The 20840-nt window shown below is 64.2% G+C and carries 25 protein-coding genes; 12 read left to right on the top strand and 13 right to left on the bottom strand.

Features of this window, described 5'->3' with window-relative positions; all coding sequences use genetic code 11:
- Window positions 1-49 precede the first annotated feature (49 nt).
- Window positions 50-274 carry a hypothetical protein gene (locus tag LB513_RS11805; protein ID WP_224663671.1) on the bottom strand — a complete coding sequence of 75 codons (225 nt, stop codon included), beginning with the start codon at window positions 272-274 and terminating at the stop codon, window positions 50-52.
- 65 nt (window positions 275-339) lie between these two features.
- Here LB513_RS11805 and LB513_RS11800 point away from each other — a divergent pair, with 65 nt between their 5' ends.
- The 4 genes from LB513_RS11800 to LB513_RS11785 all read left to right on the top strand — a co-directional run bounded on the left by LB513_RS11800 (window position 340) and on the right by LB513_RS11785 (window position 4654).
- Entirely contained in the window at window positions 340-636 is a 297-nt protein-coding gene (locus tag LB513_RS11800) for a hypothetical protein (protein ID WP_224663670.1), read from the top strand.
- A gap of 139 nt (window positions 637-775) precedes the next feature.
- Entirely contained in the window at window positions 776-1807 is a 1032-nt protein-coding gene (locus tag LB513_RS11795; RefSeq protein ID WP_224663669.1) for a hydroxyacid dehydrogenase, read from the top strand.
- Window positions 1808-2185: 378 nt separating this feature from the next.
- Entirely contained in the window at window positions 2186-2401 is a 216-nt protein-coding gene (locus LB513_RS11790; protein ID WP_224663668.1) for a CsbD family protein, read from the top strand.
- A gap of 144 nt (window positions 2402-2545) precedes the next feature.
- Window positions 2546-4654, top strand: a complete 2109-nt coding sequence (locus tag LB513_RS11785) for a catalase (protein ID WP_224663667.1) — start codon at window positions 2546-2548, stop codon at window positions 4652-4654.
- 53 nt (window positions 4655-4707) lie between these two features.
- Here the strand turns inward: LB513_RS11785 and LB513_RS11780 are convergent, their stop codons facing one another.
- Window positions 4708-4908 carry a hypothetical protein gene (locus LB513_RS11780; protein WP_224663666.1) on the bottom strand — a complete coding sequence of 67 codons (201 nt, stop codon included), beginning with the start codon at window positions 4906-4908 and terminating at the stop codon, window positions 4708-4710.
- A gap of 406 nt (window positions 4909-5314) precedes the next feature.
- Between LB513_RS11780 and LB513_RS11775 the strand changes: the two genes are divergently transcribed.
- Window positions 5315-5995 carry a Crp/Fnr family transcriptional regulator gene (locus LB513_RS11775; protein ID WP_224663686.1) on the top strand — a complete coding sequence of 227 codons (681 nt, stop codon included), beginning with the start codon at window positions 5315-5317 and terminating at the stop codon, window positions 5993-5995.
- 124 nt (window positions 5996-6119) lie between these two features.
- On the opposite strand, the gene LB513_RS11770 is transcribed toward LB513_RS11775, so the two are convergent.
- Window positions 6120-6413, bottom strand: a complete 294-nt coding sequence (locus LB513_RS11770; RefSeq protein WP_224663665.1) for a hypothetical protein — start codon at window positions 6411-6413, stop codon at window positions 6120-6122.
- A 265-nt stretch (window positions 6414-6678) separates the two neighbouring features.
- Between LB513_RS11770 and LB513_RS11765 the strand changes: the two genes are divergently transcribed.
- Window positions 6679-6927 carry a hypothetical protein gene (locus tag LB513_RS11765; RefSeq protein ID WP_224663664.1) on the top strand — a complete coding sequence of 83 codons (249 nt, stop codon included), beginning with the start codon at window positions 6679-6681 and terminating at the stop codon, window positions 6925-6927.
- A 49-nt stretch (window positions 6928-6976) separates the two neighbouring features.
- On the opposite strand, the gene LB513_RS11760 is transcribed toward LB513_RS11765, so the two are convergent.
- On the bottom strand, window positions 6977-7189 hold the full coding sequence (locus tag LB513_RS11760; RefSeq protein WP_224663663.1) for a hypothetical protein: 213 nt from the start codon (window positions 7187-7189) through the stop codon (window positions 6977-6979).
- A 201-nt stretch (window positions 7190-7390) separates the two neighbouring features.
- Here LB513_RS11760 and LB513_RS11755 point away from each other — a divergent pair, with 201 nt between their 5' ends.
- Window positions 7391-7723, top strand: a complete 333-nt coding sequence (locus tag LB513_RS11755) for a low affinity iron permease family protein (RefSeq protein WP_224663662.1) — start codon at window positions 7391-7393, stop codon at window positions 7721-7723.
- Window positions 7724-8067: 344 nt separating this feature from the next.
- On the top strand, window positions 8068-8349 hold the full coding sequence (locus LB513_RS11750; RefSeq protein ID WP_224663661.1) for a hypothetical protein: 282 nt from the start codon (window positions 8068-8070) through the stop codon (window positions 8347-8349).
- Window positions 8350-8866: 517 nt separating this feature from the next.
- Here LB513_RS11750 and LB513_RS11745 read toward each other — a convergent pair.
- The 3 genes from LB513_RS11745 to LB513_RS11735 form a co-directional block, all read right to left on the bottom strand.
- The gene (locus LB513_RS11745; protein ID WP_224663660.1) at window positions 8867-9460 is read right to left on the bottom strand and encodes a DUF6456 domain-containing protein; all 594 of its coding nucleotides are present in this window, start codon (window positions 9458-9460) and stop codon (window positions 8867-8869) included.
- Window positions 9461-9617: 157 nt separating this feature from the next.
- Window positions 9618-9995, bottom strand: a complete 378-nt coding sequence (locus LB513_RS11740) for a hypothetical protein (RefSeq protein ID WP_224663659.1) — start codon at window positions 9993-9995, stop codon at window positions 9618-9620.
- A complete protein-coding gene (locus LB513_RS11735; RefSeq protein WP_224663658.1) occupies window positions 9916-10557 on the bottom strand; it encodes a YdaU family protein in 642 nt (213 codons plus the stop codon). The genes LB513_RS11740 and LB513_RS11735 overlap by 80 nt, the downstream gene beginning before the upstream one ends.
- Before the next feature lie 88 nt (window positions 10558-10645).
- Here LB513_RS11735 and LB513_RS11730 point away from each other — a divergent pair, with 88 nt between their 5' ends.
- Both LB513_RS11730 and LB513_RS11725 read left to right on the top strand, forming a co-directional pair.
- The gene (locus LB513_RS11730) at window positions 10646-10927 is read left to right on the top strand and encodes a DUF982 domain-containing protein (RefSeq protein ID WP_224663657.1); all 282 of its coding nucleotides are present in this window, start codon (window positions 10646-10648) and stop codon (window positions 10925-10927) included.
- Between the two features lie 102 nt (window positions 10928-11029).
- Entirely contained in the window at window positions 11030-11344 is a 315-nt protein-coding gene (locus tag LB513_RS11725; RefSeq protein ID WP_224663656.1) for a DUF982 domain-containing protein, read from the top strand.
- A 125-nt stretch (window positions 11345-11469) separates the two neighbouring features.
- On the opposite strand, the gene LB513_RS11720 is transcribed toward LB513_RS11725, so the two are convergent.
- Window positions 11470-12141 carry a GcrA family cell cycle regulator gene (locus LB513_RS11720; protein ID WP_224663655.1) on the bottom strand — a complete coding sequence of 224 codons (672 nt, stop codon included), beginning with the start codon at window positions 12139-12141 and terminating at the stop codon, window positions 11470-11472.
- Between the two features lie 616 nt (window positions 12142-12757).
- Here LB513_RS11720 and LB513_RS11715 point away from each other — a divergent pair.
- Window positions 12758-13462 carry an XRE family transcriptional regulator gene (locus tag LB513_RS11715; protein ID WP_224663654.1) on the top strand — a complete coding sequence of 235 codons (705 nt, stop codon included), beginning with the start codon at window positions 12758-12760 and terminating at the stop codon, window positions 13460-13462.
- Between the two features lie 381 nt (window positions 13463-13843).
- Here the strand turns inward: LB513_RS11715 and LB513_RS11710 are convergent, their stop codons facing one another.
- Window positions 13844-14230 carry a hypothetical protein gene (locus tag LB513_RS11710; RefSeq protein ID WP_224663653.1) on the bottom strand — a complete coding sequence of 129 codons (387 nt, stop codon included), beginning with the start codon at window positions 14228-14230 and terminating at the stop codon, window positions 13844-13846.
- A 93-nt stretch (window positions 14231-14323) separates the two neighbouring features.
- On the opposite strand from LB513_RS11710, the gene LB513_RS11705 reads away from it, so the two are divergent.
- Window positions 14324-14686, top strand: coding sequence for a hypothetical protein (locus LB513_RS11705; protein WP_224663652.1), 363 nt, complete (start codon window positions 14324-14326; stop codon window positions 14684-14686).
- A gap of 9 nt (window positions 14687-14695) precedes the next feature.
- Here the strand turns inward: LB513_RS11705 and LB513_RS11700 are convergent, their stop codons facing one another.
- The 4 genes from LB513_RS11700 to LB513_RS11685 all read right to left on the bottom strand — a co-directional run bounded on the left by LB513_RS11700 (window position 14696) and on the right by LB513_RS11685 (window position 20660).
- Window positions 14696-15709 carry an ABC transporter permease gene (locus LB513_RS11700; protein ID WP_224663651.1) on the bottom strand — a complete coding sequence of 338 codons (1014 nt, stop codon included), beginning with the start codon at window positions 15707-15709 and terminating at the stop codon, window positions 14696-14698.
- Window positions 15706-17304 carry a sugar ABC transporter ATP-binding protein gene (locus tag LB513_RS11695; protein WP_224663650.1) on the bottom strand — a complete coding sequence of 533 codons (1599 nt, stop codon included), beginning with the start codon at window positions 17302-17304 and terminating at the stop codon, window positions 15706-15708. Before LB513_RS11695 ends, LB513_RS11700 begins: the two co-directional genes overlap by 4 nt.
- Before the next feature lie 213 nt (window positions 17305-17517).
- Window positions 17518-18465, bottom strand: coding sequence for a substrate-binding domain-containing protein (locus tag LB513_RS11690; protein ID WP_224663649.1), 948 nt, complete (start codon window positions 18463-18465; stop codon window positions 17518-17520).
- A 269-nt stretch (window positions 18466-18734) separates the two neighbouring features.
- Complete coding sequence (locus LB513_RS11685) at window positions 18735-20660, bottom strand: diguanylate cyclase (RefSeq protein ID WP_224663648.1); 1926 nt, start codon at window positions 20658-20660, stop codon at window positions 18735-18737.
- Window positions 20661-20840: the final 180 nt, after the last annotated feature.

The raw sequence follows: 20840 nt of genomic DNA, 5'->3' as shown, positions 1-20840 counted from the left end.
GCCAGCATTTCGAATTTCCCGCAGCAGTGCGAAGAAACGGCGGCCACTCTCAATCGTCGGTCGCAGGCGTCAGCTCCAGCTCGGCCGGCGACAGCCCCTGCCGCAGCTGCGACAGCCGGAATTCATCGACCCAGTAGGCCTCGCCGTCGACCAACACTCGCGCGCTATACTGGCCGGCCGAAAAGCTCTGCGCGGTGACGTACACCTTATGCTGGTCGAGTGCTTTGCGCACCGCGGCGCGCTTGGCCTTTTGGCCTATGACGGGACTGAACATGACGCTGCCCTCGGTCGCCATGACACAACACGGCCGCTTGCGCGGCCCGGCGACTGGCCTCAAGCATGACGCAGGGCGACTATCCTGTCAATTTCGCGGCACCGCGGATGCCTGGCCTCGACACTTTGCCGGTTCCGGGGAACCGAAAAGCAAAAGGCGCGATCGACCGATCGCGCCTTGCAGTTACCGACCCGAACCATGATGTTCGGGCGGGCAGACCAATCCCGGCCGCTCAAGGCGGTGGCGGTATATTCGATCCGACCGGCTCGGCCGTGACAGCAGAGAGTTTCTCACGCTTTTCCAGCGTCGGCTTGACGTACTTCTTCACCGATGGTGCTCCTCGTTCAGACGGAGGCAAATGATCCGCTTCGCTGCCCTCTGTCAACCGGGCCGGGCCTATCCCTGCATGATCCTAACGGGCATTTTCGGTGCTTGCCGGGAGGGGAGAACGGCATGTAGAAACCAGGGCACGCGGACGGATCGCGCCGGGAGGATTAGACAATGCCTGAGAGCGAATTGCCGCTGGTCATCAGCGCGCCGGAACCGCGCACGCTCGACCTGATCTTCACCCCGGAGCAGCTCGCCCGCCTGCGGAAGCGATACCGCATCGTCGAGACGACGCCGGAGGGCCTGGCCGGCCTTCCCGCCGATGTGCTGGCGCAGGCGCGCTACATCATCGGCCAGCCGCCGATCACGCCGGAGACGCTGGCCGAGATGAAAGCGCTGCGCTGCGTCTTCAATGTCGAGACCAATCTGCTCAACAACATGCCCTACGAGACGCTGTTCGCGCGCGGCATCCATGTCGTCACCACCGGGCTGGTGTTCGCCGAGCCGGTCGCCGAGCTTGGCCTTGCCATGGCGCTCAACCTCGCCCGCAATATCGTCGACGCCGACCTTGCCTTTCGCCAGGGCAAGGAGCTCTGGGGCGGCGACGGCAACCAGACGGCGCGGCTGCTCTCAGGCGCCGATGTCGGCATTATCGGCTTCGGTGATCTCGGCCGGGCGCTGAACCGGCTGCTGGCAGGCTTCCGCACCCGCACCCGCGTCTTCGATCCCTGGCTGCCGCCCTCGATCCTCATCGACAATGGCGTGGAGCCGGCTTCACTGGACCAGGTTTTGACGCAAAGCGACTTCGTCTTCGTCGTCGCCTCGGTGACATCCGAGAACCAGGGCTTTCTCGGCGCGGAGGCCTTCGCAAGCATGCGCGAGGGCGCCGCCTTCATCCTGCTCAGCCGTGCCGGAATCGTCGATTTCCCGGCACTGATGGCAGCGGTGAAGAGCGGCCACATTGTCGCCGCAAGCGATGTCTTCCCCGAGGAGCCGCTGGCGCTTGACCACCCCGTGCGCACCCTGCCCGGCTTCCTGCGCTCGGCCCACCGCGCCGGCGCGCTCGACATCGCCTTCAAGCGCATGGGCGACATGGTGCTGGAAGATATGGACCTGATCGATCGCGGGCTGCCACCGCTCAGGTCGAAGCGTGCCGAGCGCGAGACGGTGTCGCGCATGCGATCCAAACCGGCCGACAGGAACTGATCGCCGCTCACACAGCGGCCTTGGAACCTTTAGTACAAAGCCGCGTTATCAGGCCGGATCGTTCTCCCATTCGATCCACCTCCTCCATTCAAATACCCCGTCAGGCTTCGGCCGGCGGGGATTTTTGTGTCAGCCAGCCACGACTGCCGGAGGCAAGCCTCGGCCGTCGCGCGGAACGATCATCCTGCGGCGAAGTTTTGTAACCAGCCGGGCGGTGGGACGCCCGGCCGACTCCAGAGGGCCCGTCACGATTCGCGTCGGTGGCGGGCCTTTTGCATCCCGCTTTCTGCTTGGTTCGGAACGGCTCGTAAGGAACCTTCGGGGCCGCCCGACGTTGGTTTTCGCACAGCCAATCAATTCGTGAAAAGGAACAGTTCCATGGGAAGCACCAGCGACAAGGCATCGGGTCTCGCCAATCAGGCAGTCGGCAAGACCAAGGAAGGCGTCGGCAAGGTCGTCGGCAATGATCGCCTGCGCGCCGAAGGCGCTGCGCAGGATGCCAAGGGCAAGGTCCAGGAGGCGGTCGGCGACGCCAAGTCCGCTGTGAAGGATGCCACCAACAAGACCGCGGCGAAGATCAACAAGAATCTCTGATCGCGTCTCGATCTGAGAAGCCGACAAAGGCCGTCCGCCCAAGCGGGCGGCCTTTTGTTTGGCGCGGTGCGGGCCCGGAACGCTTCGCAACCGCAAGCATTGAAGTATCAGCGCGGCACGCGCTCAATCCTGAAGGGTCCCGACATGGCAAGGCAAGCATCGAAACCGGCTGACAACGCCGCGACAATCCACGATCAGAAACTCGAGCGCGGCCAGGGCGGCGAATTGCACCAGACCGCCTCCGGCTCGACACCGGTCTTGACGACCGCGCAGGGCGGGCCGGTTGCCGACGACCAGAACTCCCTCAAAATCGGCGCGCGCGGCCCGACGACCCTCGAGGATTTCCACTTCCGCGAAAAGATCTTCCATTTCGACCACGAGCGAATTCCCGAACGCGTCGTCCATGCGCGCGGCTATGGCGCTCACGGCTATTTCGAAACCTATGAATCGCTGGCCAAATATACGCGCGCCGACATCTTCCAGCGCGCCGGCGAAAAGACGCCGGCTTTCGTGCGGTTCTCCACGGTCGCCGGCAACAAGGGTTCCGCCGACCTGGCGCGCGACGTGCGCGGCTTCGCCGTCAAGCTCTACACGCAGGAAGGCAACTGGGACCTCGTCGGCAACAACATACCGGTCTTCTTCATCCAGGACGCCATCAAATTCCCGGACCTGATCCACGCGGCTAAGGCCGAGCCCAACAGCGACTTCCCGCAGGCGCAGACGGCGCACGACAATTTCTGGGACTTCATCTCGCTGACCCCGGAGAGCATGCACATGATCATGTGGGTCATGTCCGACAGGGCGATCCCGCGCTCCCTGCGCTTCATGGAAGGTTTTGGCGTCCACACGTTCCGGCTGCTCAACGCCAAGGATGAATCGACCTTCGTCAAGTTCCTCTGGAAGCCAAAGCTCGGCCTGCAATCCGTTGCCTGGAACGAAGCCGTCAAGATCAACGGCGCCGATCCCGACTTCCACCGCCGCGACCTCTGGGACAACATCCAGGCCGGCAATTTCCCCGAATGGGAACTGCAGCTGCAGTTGTTCGACCAGGACTTCGCCGACAGTTTCGATTTCGATATTCTCGACCCCACGAAGATCATCCCCGAGGAGGTGTTGCCGCCGATCGCGGTCGGCCGCCTGGTGCTCGATCGCATGCCCGACAATTTCTTCGCCGAGACCGAGCAGGTCGCGTTCATGACGCAGAACGTGCCCCCCGGCATAGACTTCTCCAACGATCCGCTGCTGCAGGGCCGAAATTTTTCCTACCTCGACACGCAAATCAAAAGGCTGGGCAGCACCAATTTCACCCATCTTCCGATCAACGCGCCGAAATGCCCTTTCCACAATTTCCAGCAGGACGGGCACATGGCGATGCGCAACCCGACCGGACGCGCCAACTACCAGCCGAACTCATGGGGCGAAGGTCCGCGGGAATCGCCGGCCAGGGGGTTCCGCTCCTTCGCCGAGGTCGAGGCTGGACCGAAGGCTCGGCTGCGGTCGGAAACCTTCGCCGACCATTACAGCCAGGCGCGCCAGTTCTACATCAGCCAGCTGCCGGTGGAGCAGGACCACATCGCCGCCGCGCTGACCTTCGAGCTCAGCAAGGTGCAGACGCCGGCGATCCGCGAGCGCGTCGTGTCCCATCTGCTCAACATAGATGACGGTCTGGCCGCCAAGGTTGCGGACAGCCTCGGATTGCAGGCCATGCCGAAACCCGCCCAGGCCGCCATGCCCACCCGCACCGACCTGCCGGTATCTGAGGCGCTCAGCATCATCAAGAACGGGCCGGGCCGCTTCGAGGGCCGCAAGCTCGGCATCCTCGTCACCGATGGAACGGATGCGGTGCTGCTCGAGGCGCTGAAGCAGGGACTGACGAAAGCCGGCGCCAAGTTCGAGATCATCGCGCCGAAGGTCGGCGGCGCCAAGGCCAGCGACGGCAGCTGGATCGATGCGCAGCAGATGATAGCAGGCGGGCCGTCCGTGCTCTACGACGCCGTAGCGCTTCTGCCGGCCGAGCCTGCCATGGCGGACCTGCTGAAGGAATCGACAGCCCGCGACTTTGTTGCGGATGCCTTCGCGCACTGCAAATTCATCGGCTTCGTCGACGCGGCGTCGCCTCTGCTGGCAAAGGCCGGCGTCGTGGAGGATGAGGCGGTGATCCCGCTCGCCTCGGCCAAGGATGTCTCGGGCTTCATCACCAGCCTTGGCAACCTGCGCCTGTGGGCACGCGAGCCCAAGGTGAAGCTCTCGTAAAGCAATCGATCAGGCTCGAAGCGCGGGCGGCATTCAAAGCCCCCCGCGCCCGTTCAACAGCCGCGCTTGGCGGCCTTTGCGTGCAGCCCGGTCTTGAAGATCCGTCTGAGGATATCGCGGGCGATTTCGCTGCGGTGCTTGTCCTGGTTTCGCAACTCGATGCCGCCCAGCCTTGCCGCTTCGCCTGTCGTATGATCCCAAACCATCCAACGGCCGGACGGATCCTGCAGGCATTCAAATCTGTCTTTCGGCAATAGATATTCCCATCGGTGTTGGCCCGAGCGTCTAATCTCCTCCGATAAACATCAAGGCAGGTTTGGTTGTGCGAAGGCAGCATCAGCGGCCAAATCGCCATCAAGCGCGGCATCTACCGCCATCCGGGGCCTGAATCAATCGCGTTAGCGGCATCGAACCGACCGAAAGCGTCGATTGGCACGCTTTCGGGCAGCGCGGACTGGCTATTGCATTGCTGCAGGCGTATGATGCGTCTGTCGCCAGCCATCTCACGGGCACTGGCGCTTGAGAGTGTCAATCGTGCTCCCGCCCCCTGCGGGAGTCAGATACTTGATCGATCAAACCGCCACATCGACTGTCACCGCCCCGGCGCCGGCCTATCCGCTATCCTCCATTTCCGGCTTCCGAAACGAGCTGTTGCGCAGGATGAGCGCTGCGGATCTCGCGCTGCTTAAGCCTAGTTTCCTACGGGTGGCATTGCCGCTGAGAATGCCGCTCGTCACACCCGATGTCCCGATCGAAGCCGTCTATTTCATCGAGCACGGCATAGCCTCGGTGGTGGCGCGCACGCCCGCCGGACAGGAGGCGGAAATCGGTTTTATCGGCTGTGAAGGCATGGCTGGATATTCGCTGGTGATGGCCGACGACCGCTCGCCGCTGGCCTGCTACGTCCAACTCGAGGGCGAGGCCATGCGCATCGACGCGGCCAGCTTCAACGCCGCTCTGGCGGCCAGCCCGACCTTGCGCCTGTTCCTGCTGCGCTTCGTCAATTACCTGCAAGTCCAGACCGGATTTACGGCGCTGGTCAACGCGCGGCTGAAATTGACGGACCGGCTGGCGCGATGGTTGCTGATGTGCGACGACCGCGTTGTGGGAATTCGGTTTTCGATCACCCATGAATTCCTTGCCACCATGCTGGGCGTAAGGCGCCCTGGTGTAACCGTCGCCCTGCAGGAGTTGGAAGGTCTTGCCCTGATCCGGTCACTAAGGGGAGAGGTCGTCATCCTGAACCGCCCCGGTCTGGTTGCCCTTGCCAGCGGCGGTTACGGTGTTCCGGAAGCGGACTATTCCAGGCTCTTCGGCGCACTCAATTCCGTGGTCCGATAACCGATCAAGGGGACTTGACCCCTCCCCGCCAGGGACATTGCAGGGGTTCATTCGCGGTTAGCGGCAGCGGGCAAACTCTTGTCGGTCGCCGGGCAGAGAAATGTCGGAAACGTACAATTGATAATCACGCCGCCCGGCTGAACTCATTCTGGACGATCTCCAGGAGCAGTCCCTTATTGCCTCCACCGACCGGCGGCCTCGAGTGCCAGTCGCAACCGGTTCGGTCGAACTCGAGGGGTGCGTTGTAAAGCTCCGCGAAGCCCAGGATCAGGCGCTCGGCGTCGCTTGCACACAGGTCGCGGTGACGCGCTGCCACCTGCGCCGCCAGGACTGGCACATTGATGATCCCGAAATCATGGATTGCCTTCACGAGCGTGTGATTCAAATCGTCCCGCAGTTCGATCGGGTAGTGGTTCATGCTCAACTCCTGTCCTTGGACCGGGTTTTGCCCTCAAGTCCAGCATGCACCGCAGCTTCGGTTAAAGCAAGACCGTTCTTAAAATTATTTAGCAATATCAATCAGTTAGTAGTTTTAGCCAATGGATAAAGCGATACACTGTTAGTAGCTACCGCAACAAATGTTTTTGACGGCATCGGAACAAAACGGGCCAGTGACCAATTGTGAGCAGCGTAGGTGTCCTACTCATTCCGCTCACGGCCTTTGCCCAACAAGGAGCCTCGCGATGACAGACAATATTGAGCGTCCCGAACGGCTCCAGGTCATGCTGAACGAGGACGAATTCGCCGCCCTGGACACATGGCGCTTCGACAAACGCATGCCGAGCAGAGCCGCCGCTGTGCGGGAACTTCTGCGCCGCGGCCTGGCTGCGGAAGGCTTTCTTCGAGCCAAGACCGGCACGCGCTCCTCGGATTTTGGACTTTTAAACGCCGAAGAAGACGAGCCTCGCCCCGCACAACCGCCGCCTCGGTGACGGCAGGCTTGTCGCCACTCCGCCATGGGCCGAAAGACAGCGCGAAAACCTATCGACGAGAAATAAGGTTCTCGCAGACGCTATATTCGAAAACGCTACCTTCCCTTTCGTCCACCACCCTGAACCAGTGAGGCTGCAAGGCCCGGGTCGATATCGCCTTGCCGGTGATCTTCTGCAGCGCTTCAAGAGCGGTGTCGCCGCTAGCGACGTGCGACGCCGATAGACCGTCACCATTCATTTCGTCGATCTGAAAGGGTGGCATTGCGTCCTCCTTACCGAGACAGCATGTGAGCGTCTTTCCTGTGCAAACTTCGGCAGGGGCGCCACGGTTCCTATAGAGCAGCGCGCTTTTATGAATATGTTGGCATCGGCGGAATCGATTTTCGCCGCAATTGCAAGGCGCGGTCGAAGACCTCTCGATCGATGTCCTACGTGCGCGCCGTTTCGGAGGAAAGTCGCCGGCATGAACAAGGTGCTTTTCGTTGCCGCCGATTTCCTGTCCCGTCCGCCGGGATTCTACGTGATGGTCCTTGCCATGGTTGTCTGCACCGCCCTGGTGCCGTTCGGCATGACCAACGTCGTCACCTACGCTCTCTCCGTCGCCGCCATCGTCATCACGGGCGTCGTGCTGATCCAGGGATATCGTGACACGGCCGCCATTCACGCCAAGCTTGACGAGATCATCGTCGGGCTCAACCAGACCAGGAACGACGTGGTCGGGCTCGAGCACGCCGATCCCAAGGAGATCAAGGAGAAGCTCGCCAAGCTCGAAGAAGAGGCCGCGCGGGCCTCCTAGGGATCTCCTTGACGCGCCGGGTCCGCACGATCGCGCTCATGGCCCGATCTACACTGCCCTGCACCGCCCCGCGCTGACCGTCAGACGTTCCCGCAAAGACCGGATTGGATTGCCGAGCCGAGAAAATCCGGGACGAGCCCCTGCCGAGAGAGTCTGACAATCATTCCGAAGCAATGAGCAAATAGTCCCAGACGAGATCGCAATCTCTTTAGCCGAACCAACGAGGCCAACTTCGTCTGTGACCTCTCGTTCCATGTCAGAACTATATAATTTTCTGGGAACCACTGCCGAAATTCCAAGTTCCTTCATCGGTTCGCAATCAAGCGGCACAATGGAGAACGGACATGGTGAAAATTCTCGCAGCAGCAATGTTGACCCTTAGCCTCGCCGGCGGCGCCATGGCGCAGAGCTCCGGCACGGATGGCGGCAACAGCAATAGCGGCCAGGGCACGACGAACGGCGGTACGGCTGGCGACAACAACAGCGGCAACTCTGCCGGCGGCACCGCGGCAGGGACCCAGACCGATCAATCGGGCGCCACCGACAAGTGCAAGACCGGTGCCGATGGCAAAACAACCACGGGCGATGCGGCGACCACACAGCAGGAAGCCCAGAACTGCCCGTAAGCATTTCTGCGGACTTTGAGTTCCAGTGCTAGCAGAGCCCCGGTCTTGTGCCGGGGCTTTTGCTGTTCATGTAGCGCCTTGATTGTTCCGCGCGAAGCAGCGCGGGAGCTTTCGAGCCGAGCCCGGCAGCAGCCGCCCAACCTGCTCCAGCCGAAGCTCGAGCAAAACCGGCCGTCTACACTACGCCGCCAGCCTGCTCGACGGCATAAACGCCATGACAAATGCCCGACAACCAGCTGATGCTGGCAGCGGGCTTTAATAAGCGGATCGTTGGATTACGTGGTCACCGAAGCGGGGACGGCGACGATGGTCGAGAGCTTTTCGCGCTTCGAAAGAACCGGCTTTTCGTAGGTCTTTTTCATCTGATTTCCCCTAGCCAAATCGACAAGTCACATGGCGCGAGAAGCGAGATTCTGTCAAGCCTTGCCGCAACGGCTCGTCGGGCGGAGTTAGCCGGTCGGCAAAACGGCTGCCGCCAAAGCAATGCTGCGCGTCCATCGGTGCTGCTAAACCCTGCTCACCGCCCCATCATCATGCCGTAATGCACCGCCAGCAGGTCCAGCCCGACCTTCAGCAGTTTCGTCACCACGTCGCGGCCCTCGCCGGTCTTTTCCGCGACAGCCTTGACCGACTCCGCGGCGCAGCAGACGTGTCGCACCACGGCGGCGACCTCCCAGTGGCCGAGCGCCCTGGTGGCGGCGGCATGGGCGCGGCCGGCGTCGAGCACGCTGTCGGCGATACCGCCGCCATGGCTTCTGCCGTCGACGCGCTCCGTCCAGCGCATCGGCTTGACGCCGGCCTGCTGGCTGCACTCGAAATGCTGGCGGTAGCGCAACCCCGCCTCGCGCTGCTGACCCGTCAGCGAAGTGATGCCGAGCAACGGGTCGACATTGCGCACCCGCACGATGCCCCCCGTCGCGGTGAAGCCATCATTGGAAACCTCGTAGACACGCCGCGCCTCGAGCGTGCCCGCGGCCAGCCGCGTGCGTCCGAGAGCGTCTTCCCGGAGCGCGAAATCATGGCCGATCTCGCGGCGGATGCGCACCTGCTCGGCCTCCTCCTCAGGCAGTTTCGGCGCCTGGGATTTGGCGGCTTTGGATTTTCTGGGCATGGGTGGCTCCTTGGTTGGGGGGATCGAGTGTGTGGCCTTGCAGGACCTGGGTTCCTCGCCCCCGCTGGGCGGGGGAGAGGTGGCTCGGGCGAAGCCCGAGACGGAGCGGGGGCAGCGCCGCGATCGATGAGATGGCGAAACGAAAGATAGATCGCCCTCAGCCGGCCATGACATCACGCACAGTGTCCCCCTCTCCGTCCCGGCTACGCCGGGCCACCTCTCCCCCACTGTGTGGGGGCGAGGAACCCAAGACTTGTGAGGCCGCGCGTCGCGCAATGAGTTCGCGCATCACCCGCCGCTCGCGCACTTCGATGCAGAGTTGCGCGCTGGAGGGGCAGAACTGGGCGTTGCCGCTCTTCACCTCGCCGCGCACGAAGCGCTGGATGGCCGCCTGCAGATCGCCGAGCTCGGCATCCCGGACGGCGCCGAGATAGCCGCGCATCTGCATCTCGACGTCAGTCAGCGCCGATTGCGGGAAGCATGAGAACATCGCCGCCAGCGCCTTCGTCGCCTGCTGCAATTCGGCTGCGGTCATGATTGGCGATCTCCTCGATGATGGTTTTGGCGGCGTCGGTATGGGTCTTCGGCCGGTGCCAGCCGGACGGCTTTCTCGGACCGCGATGCGATGAACCCCGCACATTTTCCCCGGACAGGCCGTGGGGCTTTTCCCGGGAAAAAGCGGAAGCTTTTTCACTCTGGTTTATGGAGTCTGGAAAATGCCGCGGCAAAGCGCCGGCATTTGCCGCGGCTCGGGCCTTGGTTTTCAAAGCCGTGGCCGCCCCGCCGCGTGCGCCGGCGGCCGCTCTGGCTTCGCTTTTGCCGCTCGCCTTGCGCAGTTCCCTGGTCAGCCGCTTGTGGCAGATCTCGCCGCCCTCGCGATCGAAGAAGGTCATGAGGTCGCCGCCGATGACGCGCCACTTCTTCGGCGACAACCGTGCCACGCGCGCCAGCCTGGCATCGTCGTCGGGCAGCCGCCCGCCGGCGTTCCACATGGCCATCAGCAGCAGCATGTAGGCGCCGATCTGTTCGGTTGAGAGTTGCAGCGTGTCGCCGATGAAATCGGAAACATAGAGCTGCATGAACGGCCGCTCACTCATCGCACGCCGCCCGGAAGGAACCGTTTTGAATGGAACCAGCGCCGAATTTCGACGTTTTTACGCGTCCCTGCCAAGGAGAGATCTGCCGATGACAGCTTTCATGCCGATTACGCTGCGCTTTTGCGACAACCGGACCATGCTGGTCAGCTCGGTGGCCGAGGCCGCGAAGGCGCTGGGTCATCAATGGCCCGACAAGACAGCCCCGGATTATGTCGAAGCGGCGCGGCTGGTATCGCTTGCAGTCGACGGCACCTGCACCCAGCGCATCGCCTTCGACGCGCTGAAAAAGGCGGCGGGACAGCAGAACATCCTGCTCGCCAAGCCGAGAAGCCGCGCCCATGAGTGGCTGGACGCGGTCGCCAGTCCCTGACTGTGGCAAGCCGGCTGAAGGAAGGCTGCAACCACCCGCCGCCACGGTGCGTTTAGCGTTGGATCGAAAGCTGCCCGCAAGGCGGCAGCGGAGGTAAACGCCATGGGTACGATGAAGATCGGAATGCCTGTCAAGGTAAAATTGGACGAACAGGTCGAGGAGATCGAGGGCGTCAGCGATGCCGCCGATTTTCTGCAGCGCTGGCCCGTCGAGCGGCGCGGCCACGTCTACCGCAGCGCGCTCAATGCCTGCAGCGCGGCGATCACGGCACAGATTTCCGAATCCGACGCGATGAAAGCCTTCACCGGCTTCGCCCGCGTCACCGGCATTCTGCTGGCGGAAGGCGGCCCGGCGATGCCCGAAGCAGGGCCGGTACACGGCCGCATGCCCAATCCGGTGCGTCATCTGCCGAAATAGCGCTCCGCCTCGCTTGTCTCGCGCTTTGTTCATGTCGGATCCTCTCGGCTCGTCGCGCTTTTGCCTATGCACGGGGGACTTCCCCTGCTGCCACCCCTCGCGCTGGGGGCGAGGACTAACAGCGCTCAGCCGGGCTTGGCTTCGAACACACGGCGCTGGAAGCGAGCCTGATGGTAGGCGCAATAGCTTTTCAGCGAACGTGTCCGCATGCCGCAGCACAGCATGTCGGCGCCCGGACGCCCGCCTGGTTCGTGCGTCTCCCGCTCGTCTTCCATCGTCAGGTAGAGCGGGGCGCGGCAGCGGCCGAAAAGACAGTCGATGAATCGCATAGCCACGCCATGTGGCTGGCGGCCGATGGGCTCGCGGCGCGGCGGCGGCACCCGCAGGCGATAGACCAGCCCATCGGCGATCAGCACGCCCGCCTCGCGGACCGGCAGGCGCCGTGGCTGCCGCGCCTGCACCGGCTGCCGCTTCTCTGCGCCGTTCAGTTTGGACGCCGGGGCGCCCGTGGCAAAATCTGCCTTGCCTTTGCCCGCACGACCATGCGCTAGAGCCTTGGCCGGCTCCCGCCTCGCCCGGTCGCCTGCAGCGTGCATGGCGATGGAGGGCGTCGCCCGGCCATTGGCAAAGCCGATCTCGCCCAGCATGGCGTTGCGGTGAACGATGCCGATGATGGCATTGCGCGAGACAGGACCGCCGCGCAACACGCTGAACTTCGCGGCGATCCTCGAGGCGGAAAGCCCCTCCCTCAGCCAGCGTGCGATCTCCTGCAATTCGACGTCGGTATAGCTTGGCATCTGCGGCCTCCTTCCATGGGTCCGCCTTCGGCCGCGCATGAAGTCGCGCCGTCGGCAAAGCGTCGGGACCCGGCCCAAGGGGGCCGGCTGTCGTGCTGTCTGTTCGATCCGGCTTGGCTGCCCGTCAGCGTGGGTGGCGCTGCTCTGGCTGCGCCGGCGGTTCAACGCTGCCGGACAGCAACACCTCGGCGGATCTTCTGTCGCGGGCGGAAACCGCCCTGCCCGTCATCCGGTCAAGCAGGATCACGGTGCCGTCCTGGGTGAAAATGCATGAGCGCCGCGGCATGCCGGCCGTGCATAAGGAAGCCCGATGCAAAGGGGGGCCGGAGCCGAGGGGAGCGGCGGCTCCGGCCGTTCCGGTCGCCGCCAAGGGGCGCACCGGACCCGAGGCCGATGCTGTGGAGCATCGGGCCTCGGGCTTCGCCCCGGCCGGGGAGGATGACAGCCGGGACGGAAGGGAATTGGTGGCGGCAGGGACCGCCTTGTGGGCCTCCAGCAAGGCCCGCGCGTCGTCGCTATTGGATGTAGACAGCTTGTTCATGTTCTCGATATAAGCATAACTCAAATACGCATGCAAGTCATTCTTTCATAGACGAGAGCCGCTTTCATCCCTCAGATGGTCGCCATGGCGAGAACGGAACTGTCAATTAGGGTCGGTGCGGCGATCCGCCAGGCACGCAAGCAGCGAGGCATGGTCATGCGCCATATCGCCGAGCACAATGACACCGACGTCGCGGCCGTCGGCAATTGGGAGACGGGCCGCAATCTCCCCAAGACCGAGAATCTGTTGAAAACCGCCGCCTTTCTGCGCGTCGACCCGGTCGCGCTCGGCCAGGGGCAGGTCGTCTTCCTCGACGATGCCGGGCCGGTGGCCGACGCCGAGATCGTAACCGACTCAGGCCCGCTACCCGCAGGATCCCAGGACATCGAGGTGCTGGGCGCCGCGGTCGGCGGCGATGACGGCGACTTCACCTTCAACGGCGAGCCGGCGGGCTACGTCCAGCGCCCGCCCGGCGTGCGCAACCTGCCGAAGGTCTTCGCGCTGCATGTGCTGTCGGATTCCATGGTGCCGCGCTACGAGCCCGGCGACCTGATCTATTGCGGCGGCCGCGATGCCGTGCCCGGCGATCATGTGGTGATCGAGACCTTTCCGGAAGAAAACGAGAAAAACGGCAAGGCCTTCATCAAGAAGCTGGTCAAGCGCACGGCGGCGGAGCTGGTGGTCGAGCAGTACAATCCGCCCAAGACGCTGACCTTCGACCGCTACGCGATCAAGCATGTCTGGCGGGTGATTCCGCTGAAGGAATTGCTGGGGTACTGAGCATTTGCCGTCCGGCGCACCAACCTGTACCTGGTTTTGCGCCGCAGGATCTCTCAGGGGTCGCGGCATGGATCCAGGGTCTACGCCGCGTCGCTTCGCTTCCTGCTCCGCCCTAGGATGACGAAGTCACGGAGACTGAGGCCACCGTCGGCCTGAGACCGCCACCCAGATAACGCGCAACCCATTGAGAAGCAGCAAATGGTATGCGCGACTTCGCAGATCAGCCGAAGCGAATTACCCTTCGTCATCCTAGGGCGAGCAGCCGCAAAGCGGCGTCGCGGAGACCCTAGGATCCATGCCGCGACCCAAGCCGAAGGGCACAGCGAAGCAGAACAAAATCCTGACAGCTGGACCTCCCAGTTCTAAACTCCCCACCCTCCCTCAAGCTCGTCTCGATCCCTCCACGGACACCTCTCGATCGTTCAGCATCCGCGCTTCGCTGCGCAGGCGCTGGCGGTCGTCGATGAACGCTGCCTGGATCGCGATCGTGGCGCCGGGCAGCCCCTCGGCGCGGCAGGCCGAGCAGACGATGCGGCCCGACAAGGCCGACAGCGGCGTGTTGCCGGTCACCCCGAACCGCTTCAGCTGGTCGGGACGCCACCACCGGTTTCGACCGCAATCGCCGCACTCGACCGCGATCGAGGCGACCTGAGCGACCACTGGTTCCTTCCCCGGCAACACCATCGCCGTCCCTGCCTTTCGTTCCTGATTTGTTCTTATATTCAGGCTTTTCATCTCCAGAGTCGAGTCGCGCTTTCCGGACTCCACCAAAAGTTTCTCTTATGCAAATTTTTGAGTTATGCTTTCAATAACTCAAACACGAATCGGCTTGTGTGCCGATTTCGCCGCCCAGGGGCATTGATGGACGACGTCGATTTCGCCCGCGCCTGCGGATACAGCGGCGACAGCCCCGCCTTGCTCGATGCCTTCTCGGCAATCCGTCATAGCGGCATCGCGCACGCCCGGCAGGACCATGCCAGGCGCAAGGCGCTCATCGACATGCTGAAGCAGTCGGAACTGCTGCTCCTTGCGGCGCTCGCTCCGGCGCTGTCGGAGGAGGAAGCCATCGAGGATGCCGCCCGTTTCATCGCCTTCTGGCGCAACATGCCGCGCTGGCGCCAGGAACGGCGCCTGACCGACCTCCACAGGGCCAAGCAGCAACGCCTCGTCGCGCGCTTCTTCCGCCGTTACGCCGGCCAGGTGTGGGCACGCGAGGCGGCGTAGGGCAAGCGCCTATCGCCTCACCCGTGACTTCAGCCAGCGGTCGAAGGCCACCGCCAGGATGAGGATCAGGCCGATGACGATGCTTTGCGTGTAGGAGGAGACGTTGTTGAACTGTAGCCCGTTCTGCAGCACGCCGATGAGCGCAGCGCCCACCACCGTGCCGCCGACCGAGCCGATGCCGCCGAATAGCGAGGTGCCGCCGATGACGACTGCCGAGATGACCGTGAGTTCGTAACCGATGCCGGCGACGGCTTCCGACGAATTGAGCCGCGCCGAGAGCACGAAGGCGGCGAGCCCGGCGAAGAAGCCGACGATGATATAGACGGAGACCAGGATGCGGTCGACGCGCAGGCCGGACAGCCGCGCCGCCTCGGCATTGCCGCCCACCGCATAGACCGCGCGGCCATAGCGCGTGTAGCGCAGAACGATGTGGCAGAGCACGGCAGCAATGGCGAAGATGATCGCCGGGACCGGCACGGGGCCGATCAGCCCGGTGCCGAACCAGCGCATCGAAGCATCGAAGCCCGAGATCGGGCCGCCATTGGAGATGGTCAGCGTCAAGCCGCGGAAGACCGTCAGCCCGCCCAGCGTGACGACGAACGGCGGTACCTTCAGCCTTGTGATGATAAGGCCCTGCACGCCCCCGGCGGCGGCGCCCACCGCCATTGCTGCCAGCAGCGCCGCGAACCAGCCATAGCCTTGCGTGCCCGCGGTCGACAGCGACAGCGTGTTGGCAGCGCCCCCCTTGGCGACGACGGCGGCGACCATGCCGCAAAAGGCCAGCAGCGAGCCGACCGAGAGGTCGATGCCGGCGGTGAGGATGACGAAGGTCATGCCGAGCGCGATCAGCCCGGTGATCGAGATCTGCCGCGTGATGTTGAACAGATTGATCGGATCCATGAAGCTTGGCTTCAGCAGGGTGAAGACGACGATCAGCGCCACCAGGAAAAGCAGCGGCCCGAAACTCATCAACAGCCGCGCGACATTGATGCCGCCGCGCTGGTCCTGTTCGCTCACGCTCATCGTGCCTGCCCTTCGTACTGCGCCATGCCCTCATCCTGCGGCTTCCTGTCGAGCGCCATCAGTTCCATCAGCTTCTCCTCGTTTGCCTCGACGCCGGGCATCTCGCCGGTGATGCGGCCGCGCCGCATGGTGACGATCCGGTCGGAGACGGCCAGCACCTCGGGCAGCTCGGACGAGATCATCATCACCGCGATGCCGCGCGCCGCCAGCTGCACCAGGATCTGGTGCACTTCCGCCTTGGCACCGACATCGACGCCGCGCGTCGGCTCGTCGACGATCAGCACCTTGGGATCGCGCGCCAGCCAGCGCGCCAGGATGACCTTCTGCTGGTTGCCGCCCGACAAGCCCTCGATCGCCTGTTCGGGCGAGGCCATCCGGATCGATAGCATCTTCCTGAAGCCCGACAGCGCGTCGCGCTCGCGGCCCTCCGCCATGACGCCGAAACCGTTGCTGAAACGGCCAAGCGAGGCAACGGAGAAATTCGGCAGGATGCCCAGGGCGGCAAAGATCGCCTGGTGCTTGCGGTCCTCCGGCACCAGGCCGATGCCCAGCGCGATGGCGTCGGCGGGCGAAGCCGGCGCGATCGGCTTGCCACCGAGCGTGATCGTGCCGTCCGCGATGCGATCGGCGCCGAAAATAGCGCGCGCCAGTTCGGTTCGACCGGAGCCGACGAGGCCGGCGACGCCGAGGATTTCGCCGGCCTTGAGATCGATGTCGACGCCGTCGAGCACGATGGCATGCGGCGCCTCGGGGTCGCGCACGGTGCGCAAGGACCGCACCGACAGGACGACATCGCCGGCCACCGCGCGCTGCGCCGGCCGAGCGTAGAGCTCGGAGGCGGCGCGGCCGACCATTTTCTCGATGATCCGTGGCAATTGTATCGGCCCGCTCTCGCGGTCGAGATGTCCCGCCAGCCGGCCGTCGCGCAGCACCGTCATGCGGTCGCAGATCGCGGAGGCTTCCTCAAGCCGGTGGGTGACGAACATGATGGCGACCCCGTCCTGGCGCAGCCGGTTCATGATCGACAGGAGGCGCTGCACCTCGGTCTCGGTCAGGGCCGAGGTTGGCTCGTCCATGATGATCAGACGGCTTTTCAGCGACAGGGCGCGGGCAATCTCGACCAGCTGCTGCTCGGCCACCGACAGCGCCGAAACCGGCGTCATCGGATCGATGGACAGGCCGACGCGGGCGATGATGTCGCGGGACTCGCGCTCCATCCGCTTCCAGCTCACCAGCCCGAGCGGGCCGGTCGGCGCGCGGCCGATGAAGATGTTCTCAGCCACCGTCAGCGTCGGGATCAGGCTGAGCTCCTGGTAAATGGTGACGATGCCAAGCCGCTTGGCATCCTGCGGGCTCGAAGGCGCGTAATCGGCACCGTCGAAGACGATGCGCCCGCTCGACGGCGGCATGACCCCCGACAGGATCTTGAGCAGCGTCGATTTCCCCGCGCCGTTCTCGCCGAGCAGGCCGAGGATCTCGCCGGCGCGGATGTCGAGCGAAACGTCGCTGAGCGCCGTGACGCCGGAAAAACGCTTGGTGACGCCTTCGACGGCAAGCAGGACGGGCGATGGCGATGCGGCTTCAGCTGCGGGCAATGGTTGCTCCCCGAGACACGAGACGTCGGCGCCGCCCCTCACCCTTACCCTCTCCCCGTGAAGAACGGGGAGAGGGGGGCGCCAGCGTTGCGGCCAAGTCCCTTCTCCCCGTCACTATACGGGGAGAAGGTGCCGGCAGGCGGATGAGGGGCGGCACCAACTTCTGTGATTGATATTGCTGACGGTGCTGTCCCGCCGGCCTCACCAATCAGCCTACTTCGTCTCGCTCAGCCTCTCCGCCTTGTCGAGATTGTCCTTGCCGATGACGATGGGCGTCAAAAGCACCAGCTTCTCCTTCGGCTCTGTCTTGTCCTTGGCGTAGGCGACGGCGATCTGCACGGCGGTGCGCGACTGCTGGCCAGGGAACTGCTCCACCGTGCCGGCGAGCTTGCCGTCGCGAACCGCCACCAGCGCCTCGGGAAGCGCGTCGAACCCATAGATCTTGACGTCGGTGAAGTTGCGCGCGGCACACGCCTCCATCGCGCCCAGCGCCATGTCGTCATTGGCGCAGATGATGGCGTCCGGCTTGCCATTGGCGGCGAGCCCGGCCTCCGTCACCGACAGCGCCTCGGCGCGGGCGAAGTTGGCGGTCTGCTCGAAGACGATCTGGTACTTGTCCTTCAGCGGATCGAGCACATTGTGCACGCCCTTGTTGCGGTCGATGGCCGGACCGGCGCCTGGCTGGCCCTGCAGATGGAACAGCTTGGCCCCGTTGGGGAAAGCCGCCACCACGGCCTGGGCCTCCGCCTCGCCGCCCTTGACGTTGTCGGCGCCGACATGGGCCAGGATGCCCTCGACATTGTCGACCCGGCGATCGATCGTCACCACGGGCACGCCGGCCTTGACCGCTTCCTCGATCGCCGGCGCCAGCGCGTTGACGTCGAGCGGCGAGATGACGATGGCATTGACCTTCTGCACCAGGGCCGCCTCGATGTCGGCGGTCTGCTTGGTGGCCGAGTTCTGGCCGTCGCTCTCGGTCAGGTTGACGCCTTGCGTGGCCGCTTCCGCCTTGATCTCGTTCAGCATGTGCACGAAGAACGGAAAGCCGAGATTGGGCACCGAGCCAAGGATGGTCAGCTTGTCCTGCGCAAACACCGATGGCGCGGCCAGCATCATGGCTCCGAACGCCGCGGATGACATCAGGAATTCACGTCTGTTCATAGGATCCTCCTCCACAGGGACGCATGATCCCCAGGGCGGGATCGGCCTTGGGAAAGGATCATGCGCCGGTTCAAAGTGTTGGAGCACCCTCCATCGCCCGGATGGGCGCGCCGCTCCAGCTGATGTCAGTTGCAAAAATTGCCTCCCGCCGCCATCAGCGTCGCGATGCTAACCCACGGTCAGCCGTCTGCGCAACATTCAATGGAGCGCGCCGGCGAATTATCGGAATTGTCCGGGTTTTGGCACGTCCCTCGGCCGCGCCGAGCGGCTCATTTGCCCTGGCGTTTGGGCGGCGTCGCCGGCGTCTGCCGCGGCACGCCATAGGGCCGCCAGCCATGCACCCGGTCGCGGCCCGCCGCCTTGGCGCCGTAGAGCGCTTCGTCGGCGCGCCGAAGCAGATCGGCGATCTCGATGGTCGCCGCGCCCGGATCGAAAGTCGCCGCTCCGATGCTGACGGTGACGATGCCTTTCTCGCTTCCCCCATGCGGCAGCCCAAGCTCGTGCACCTTGCGCCTGAGATTTTCCGCGATGACGAAGGCGCCGCGCGCATCGGTTTCGGGCAGGATGACCGCGAACTCCTCGCCACCGTAGCGGGCCGCCGCATCGGCCGGCCGGCGGGCCGTGGCCTGGATGCATCGGCTGACGGCGCGCAGGCATTCGTCGCCTTCCGGATGGCCGTAATGGTCGTTGAACCGCTTGAACCAGTCGACATCGATCAGCAGCAGGGCGAGCGGTTTGCCGGAGCGCTGGCTGCGCAAGAACTCGCGCGCCAGCGCTTCGTCGAAGGCGCGCCGGGTCAGCAATCCCGTCAGTCCATCGCTATGCGCCAGAAGGTTCAGCGCCGCATTGGCGGCCAGCAGTTCTTCCTGCACCTTTTTGGCGGCGGTAATGTCGGAAAGCACGCTGAGGCTGCCGCCATCTGCGGTCGGCCTGGTTCGGATGTCGAGCCAGCGCCCGTCGGTCAGCCTGATCTCCAAATTGCTCGCGGTCGTGCGCGAGCCGACGATCCGATCGATCCAGGCCTCGACCTCCTCTGCCGGCACGTTCTCCTCGCCGCGTTCGACCGACTGGCGCAATATGTCGCGATAGTCGGCGCCAGGGACCCGAAGGTCGGCGGTGCGGGGAAACATGTGACGATATTGGTCATTGCAAAGCGTAAGCTTGCCCTCGGCATCGAACATCACCAACCCGTCGGCCATGTGGGTCAGGGCCTCGGTCAACCGGATCCGGCTTTCGGCCAGTTCGGCTTCGAGCTGCCGGCGCGCGGTGATGTCGCGGTTATGCGTGATCAGGCCGATGATGTTGCCGGCCCTGTCGGTCAGCGGCGCCTTCAGCGTCGCAAGCCAGCCGGAGCCGCCGCCTTCATGTTCGAGCCTTTGTTCGATCGTGGAAGGCACGCCGGCCTTGAGGATCGAAAGCTCGTCCTGCCTGAACTTGCTGGCTATCGCGCGCGGATAGAAATCGAAGTCCGTCCTGCCGATCAAGGCCTTGGCGTCGCGGGCGCGCATCAGCTCGGCCGTTGCCGGATTGGCGGCGATGAAGCGCCCTTCAAGATCCTTGACGTTGAGGCAGTCGGGCAGCGCCTCGACCACCGCTTTGTAGATGCGGCGCGACTGCAGGGCCTCGATGCGGCGCCGCTCCTGGTACAAGGTCAGCCCGGCCAGCATGATCGACAGGAAGATCAACAGCGGCGACGGCAACGCGACGCGCGGCAGGACCGCCTGCATGACATCCCTCGGCAGCGCCAGCAGCCCTAGCAACGAACCGGCGCCCGCCGCCGCCGCCAGGTTCAAGATGTCGAGCCGTTCGGGGGCGCGGCCTTTCAGCGCCAGATGACCGACGATCCCGATGGTGGTCGCGATGCCGATCCCTACCGCGCCCGCGAACGCCCCGATGCCGCCTTCATGGAGACGATACGCGACCGCCGAGAGCCCTGCCAGGATGCCCGCGACCGGGCCGCCGAAGAACCCGCCAAGCACGATCATGGTGCTGCGCAGGTCGATCAGGATGCCGGGCTGCAATTTCATGGGCGTCATCATCACGATGACCGCACCCATACCCATGAGCAGGCCGAACGCCGTTGCCCGCGTCACGGCGGCGCGCCGGTCCAACCACACATGTGTATGGATCCAGACAGAGACGAACATCGCCACGACAGCGACATTTGCCAGAAGCTCGGACCAGGGCGAACCCATGCTGCACGCGTCCATCATGCGCCGACCATTCGACGCGGTCCTTCGGGATAGCTGCAGGCAAGAAAACAAAGCGTTACGGGGCCGACTTCAATTGTTCGTTTCATACAAAATGCGCCGCGGTTCTTGATCCCCGCTGCAGCGCGCGCATGATTTTCACTTCCCAGCTCGCGGCCCGGCCCT

Origin of the sequence: Mesorhizobium sp. ES1-1 (genome assembly GCF_020164785.1) — a bacterium.
Lineage (GTDB): Bacteria > Pseudomonadota > Alphaproteobacteria > Rhizobiales > Rhizobiaceae > Mesorhizobium.
Note: the sequence above shows the minus strand (reverse complement) of the source record. Positions and strands in the feature narration are given on the sequence as shown.

Bases quoted from the DNA above. Each gene is read 5' to 3' on its own strand.
- LB513_RS11790 (WP_224663668.1), top strand. From the start codon at position 2,186: ATGGGAAGCACCAGCGACAAGGCATCGGGTCTCGCCAATCAGGCAGTC.
- LB513_RS11760 (WP_224663663.1), bottom strand. From the start codon at position 7,189: ATGCCACCCTTTCAGATCGACGAAATGAATGGTGACGGTCTATCGGCG.
- LB513_RS11740 (WP_224663659.1), bottom strand. From the start codon at position 9,995: ATGACCGCAGCCGAATTGCAGCAGGCGACGAAGGCGCTGGCGGCGATG.
- LB513_RS11735 (WP_224663658.1), bottom strand. From the start codon at position 10,557: ATGAGTGAGCGGCCGTTCATGCAGCTCTATGTTTCCGATTTCATCGGC.
- LB513_RS11800 (WP_224663670.1), top strand. From the start codon at position 340: ATGACGCAGGGCGACTATCCTGTCAATTTCGCGGCACCGCGGATGCCT.
- LB513_RS11705 (WP_224663652.1), top strand. From the start codon at position 14,324: ATGGACGACGTCGATTTCGCCCGCGCCTGCGGATACAGCGGCGACAGC.
- LB513_RS11715 (WP_224663654.1), top strand. From the start codon at position 12,758: ATGGTCGCCATGGCGAGAACGGAACTGTCAATTAGGGTCGGTGCGGCG.
- LB513_RS11700 (WP_224663651.1), bottom strand. From the start codon at position 15,709: ATGAGCGTGAGCGAACAGGACCAGCGCGGCGGCATCAATGTCGCGCGG.
- LB513_RS11770 (WP_224663665.1), bottom strand. From the start codon at position 6,413: ATGAACCACTACCCGATCGAACTGCGGGACGATTTGAATCACACGCTC.
- LB513_RS11785 (WP_224663667.1), top strand. From the start codon at position 2,546: ATGGCAAGGCAAGCATCGAAACCGGCTGACAACGCCGCGACAATCCAC.
- LB513_RS11775 (WP_224663686.1), top strand. From the start codon at position 5,315: ATGAGCGCTGCGGATCTCGCGCTGCTTAAGCCTAGTTTCCTACGGGTG.
- LB513_RS11745 (WP_224663660.1), bottom strand. From the start codon at position 9,460: ATGCCCAGAAAATCCAAAGCCGCCAAATCCCAGGCGCCGAAACTGCCT.
- LB513_RS11730 (WP_224663657.1), top strand. From the start codon at position 10,646: ATGACAGCTTTCATGCCGATTACGCTGCGCTTTTGCGACAACCGGACC.
- LB513_RS11725 (WP_224663656.1), top strand. From the start codon at position 11,030: ATGGGTACGATGAAGATCGGAATGCCTGTCAAGGTAAAATTGGACGAA.
- LB513_RS11755 (WP_224663662.1), top strand. From the start codon at position 7,391: ATGAACAAGGTGCTTTTCGTTGCCGCCGATTTCCTGTCCCGTCCGCCG.
- LB513_RS11685 (WP_224663648.1), bottom strand. From the start codon at position 20,660: ATGGGTTCGCCCTGGTCCGAGCTTCTGGCAAATGTCGCTGTCGTGGCG.
- LB513_RS11805 (WP_224663671.1), bottom strand. From the start codon at position 274: ATGTTCAGTCCCGTCATAGGCCAAAAGGCCAAGCGCGCCGCGGTGCGC.
- LB513_RS11795 (WP_224663669.1), top strand. From the start codon at position 776: ATGCCTGAGAGCGAATTGCCGCTGGTCATCAGCGCGCCGGAACCGCGC.
- LB513_RS11750 (WP_224663661.1), top strand. From the start codon at position 8,068: ATGGTGAAAATTCTCGCAGCAGCAATGTTGACCCTTAGCCTCGCCGGC.
- LB513_RS11720 (WP_224663655.1), bottom strand. From the start codon at position 12,141: ATGCCAAGCTATACCGACGTCGAATTGCAGGAGATCGCACGCTGGCTG.
- LB513_RS11690 (WP_224663649.1), bottom strand. From the start codon at position 18,465: ATGAACAGACGTGAATTCCTGATGTCATCCGCGGCGTTCGGAGCCATG.
- LB513_RS11765 (WP_224663664.1), top strand. From the start codon at position 6,679: ATGACAGACAATATTGAGCGTCCCGAACGGCTCCAGGTCATGCTGAAC.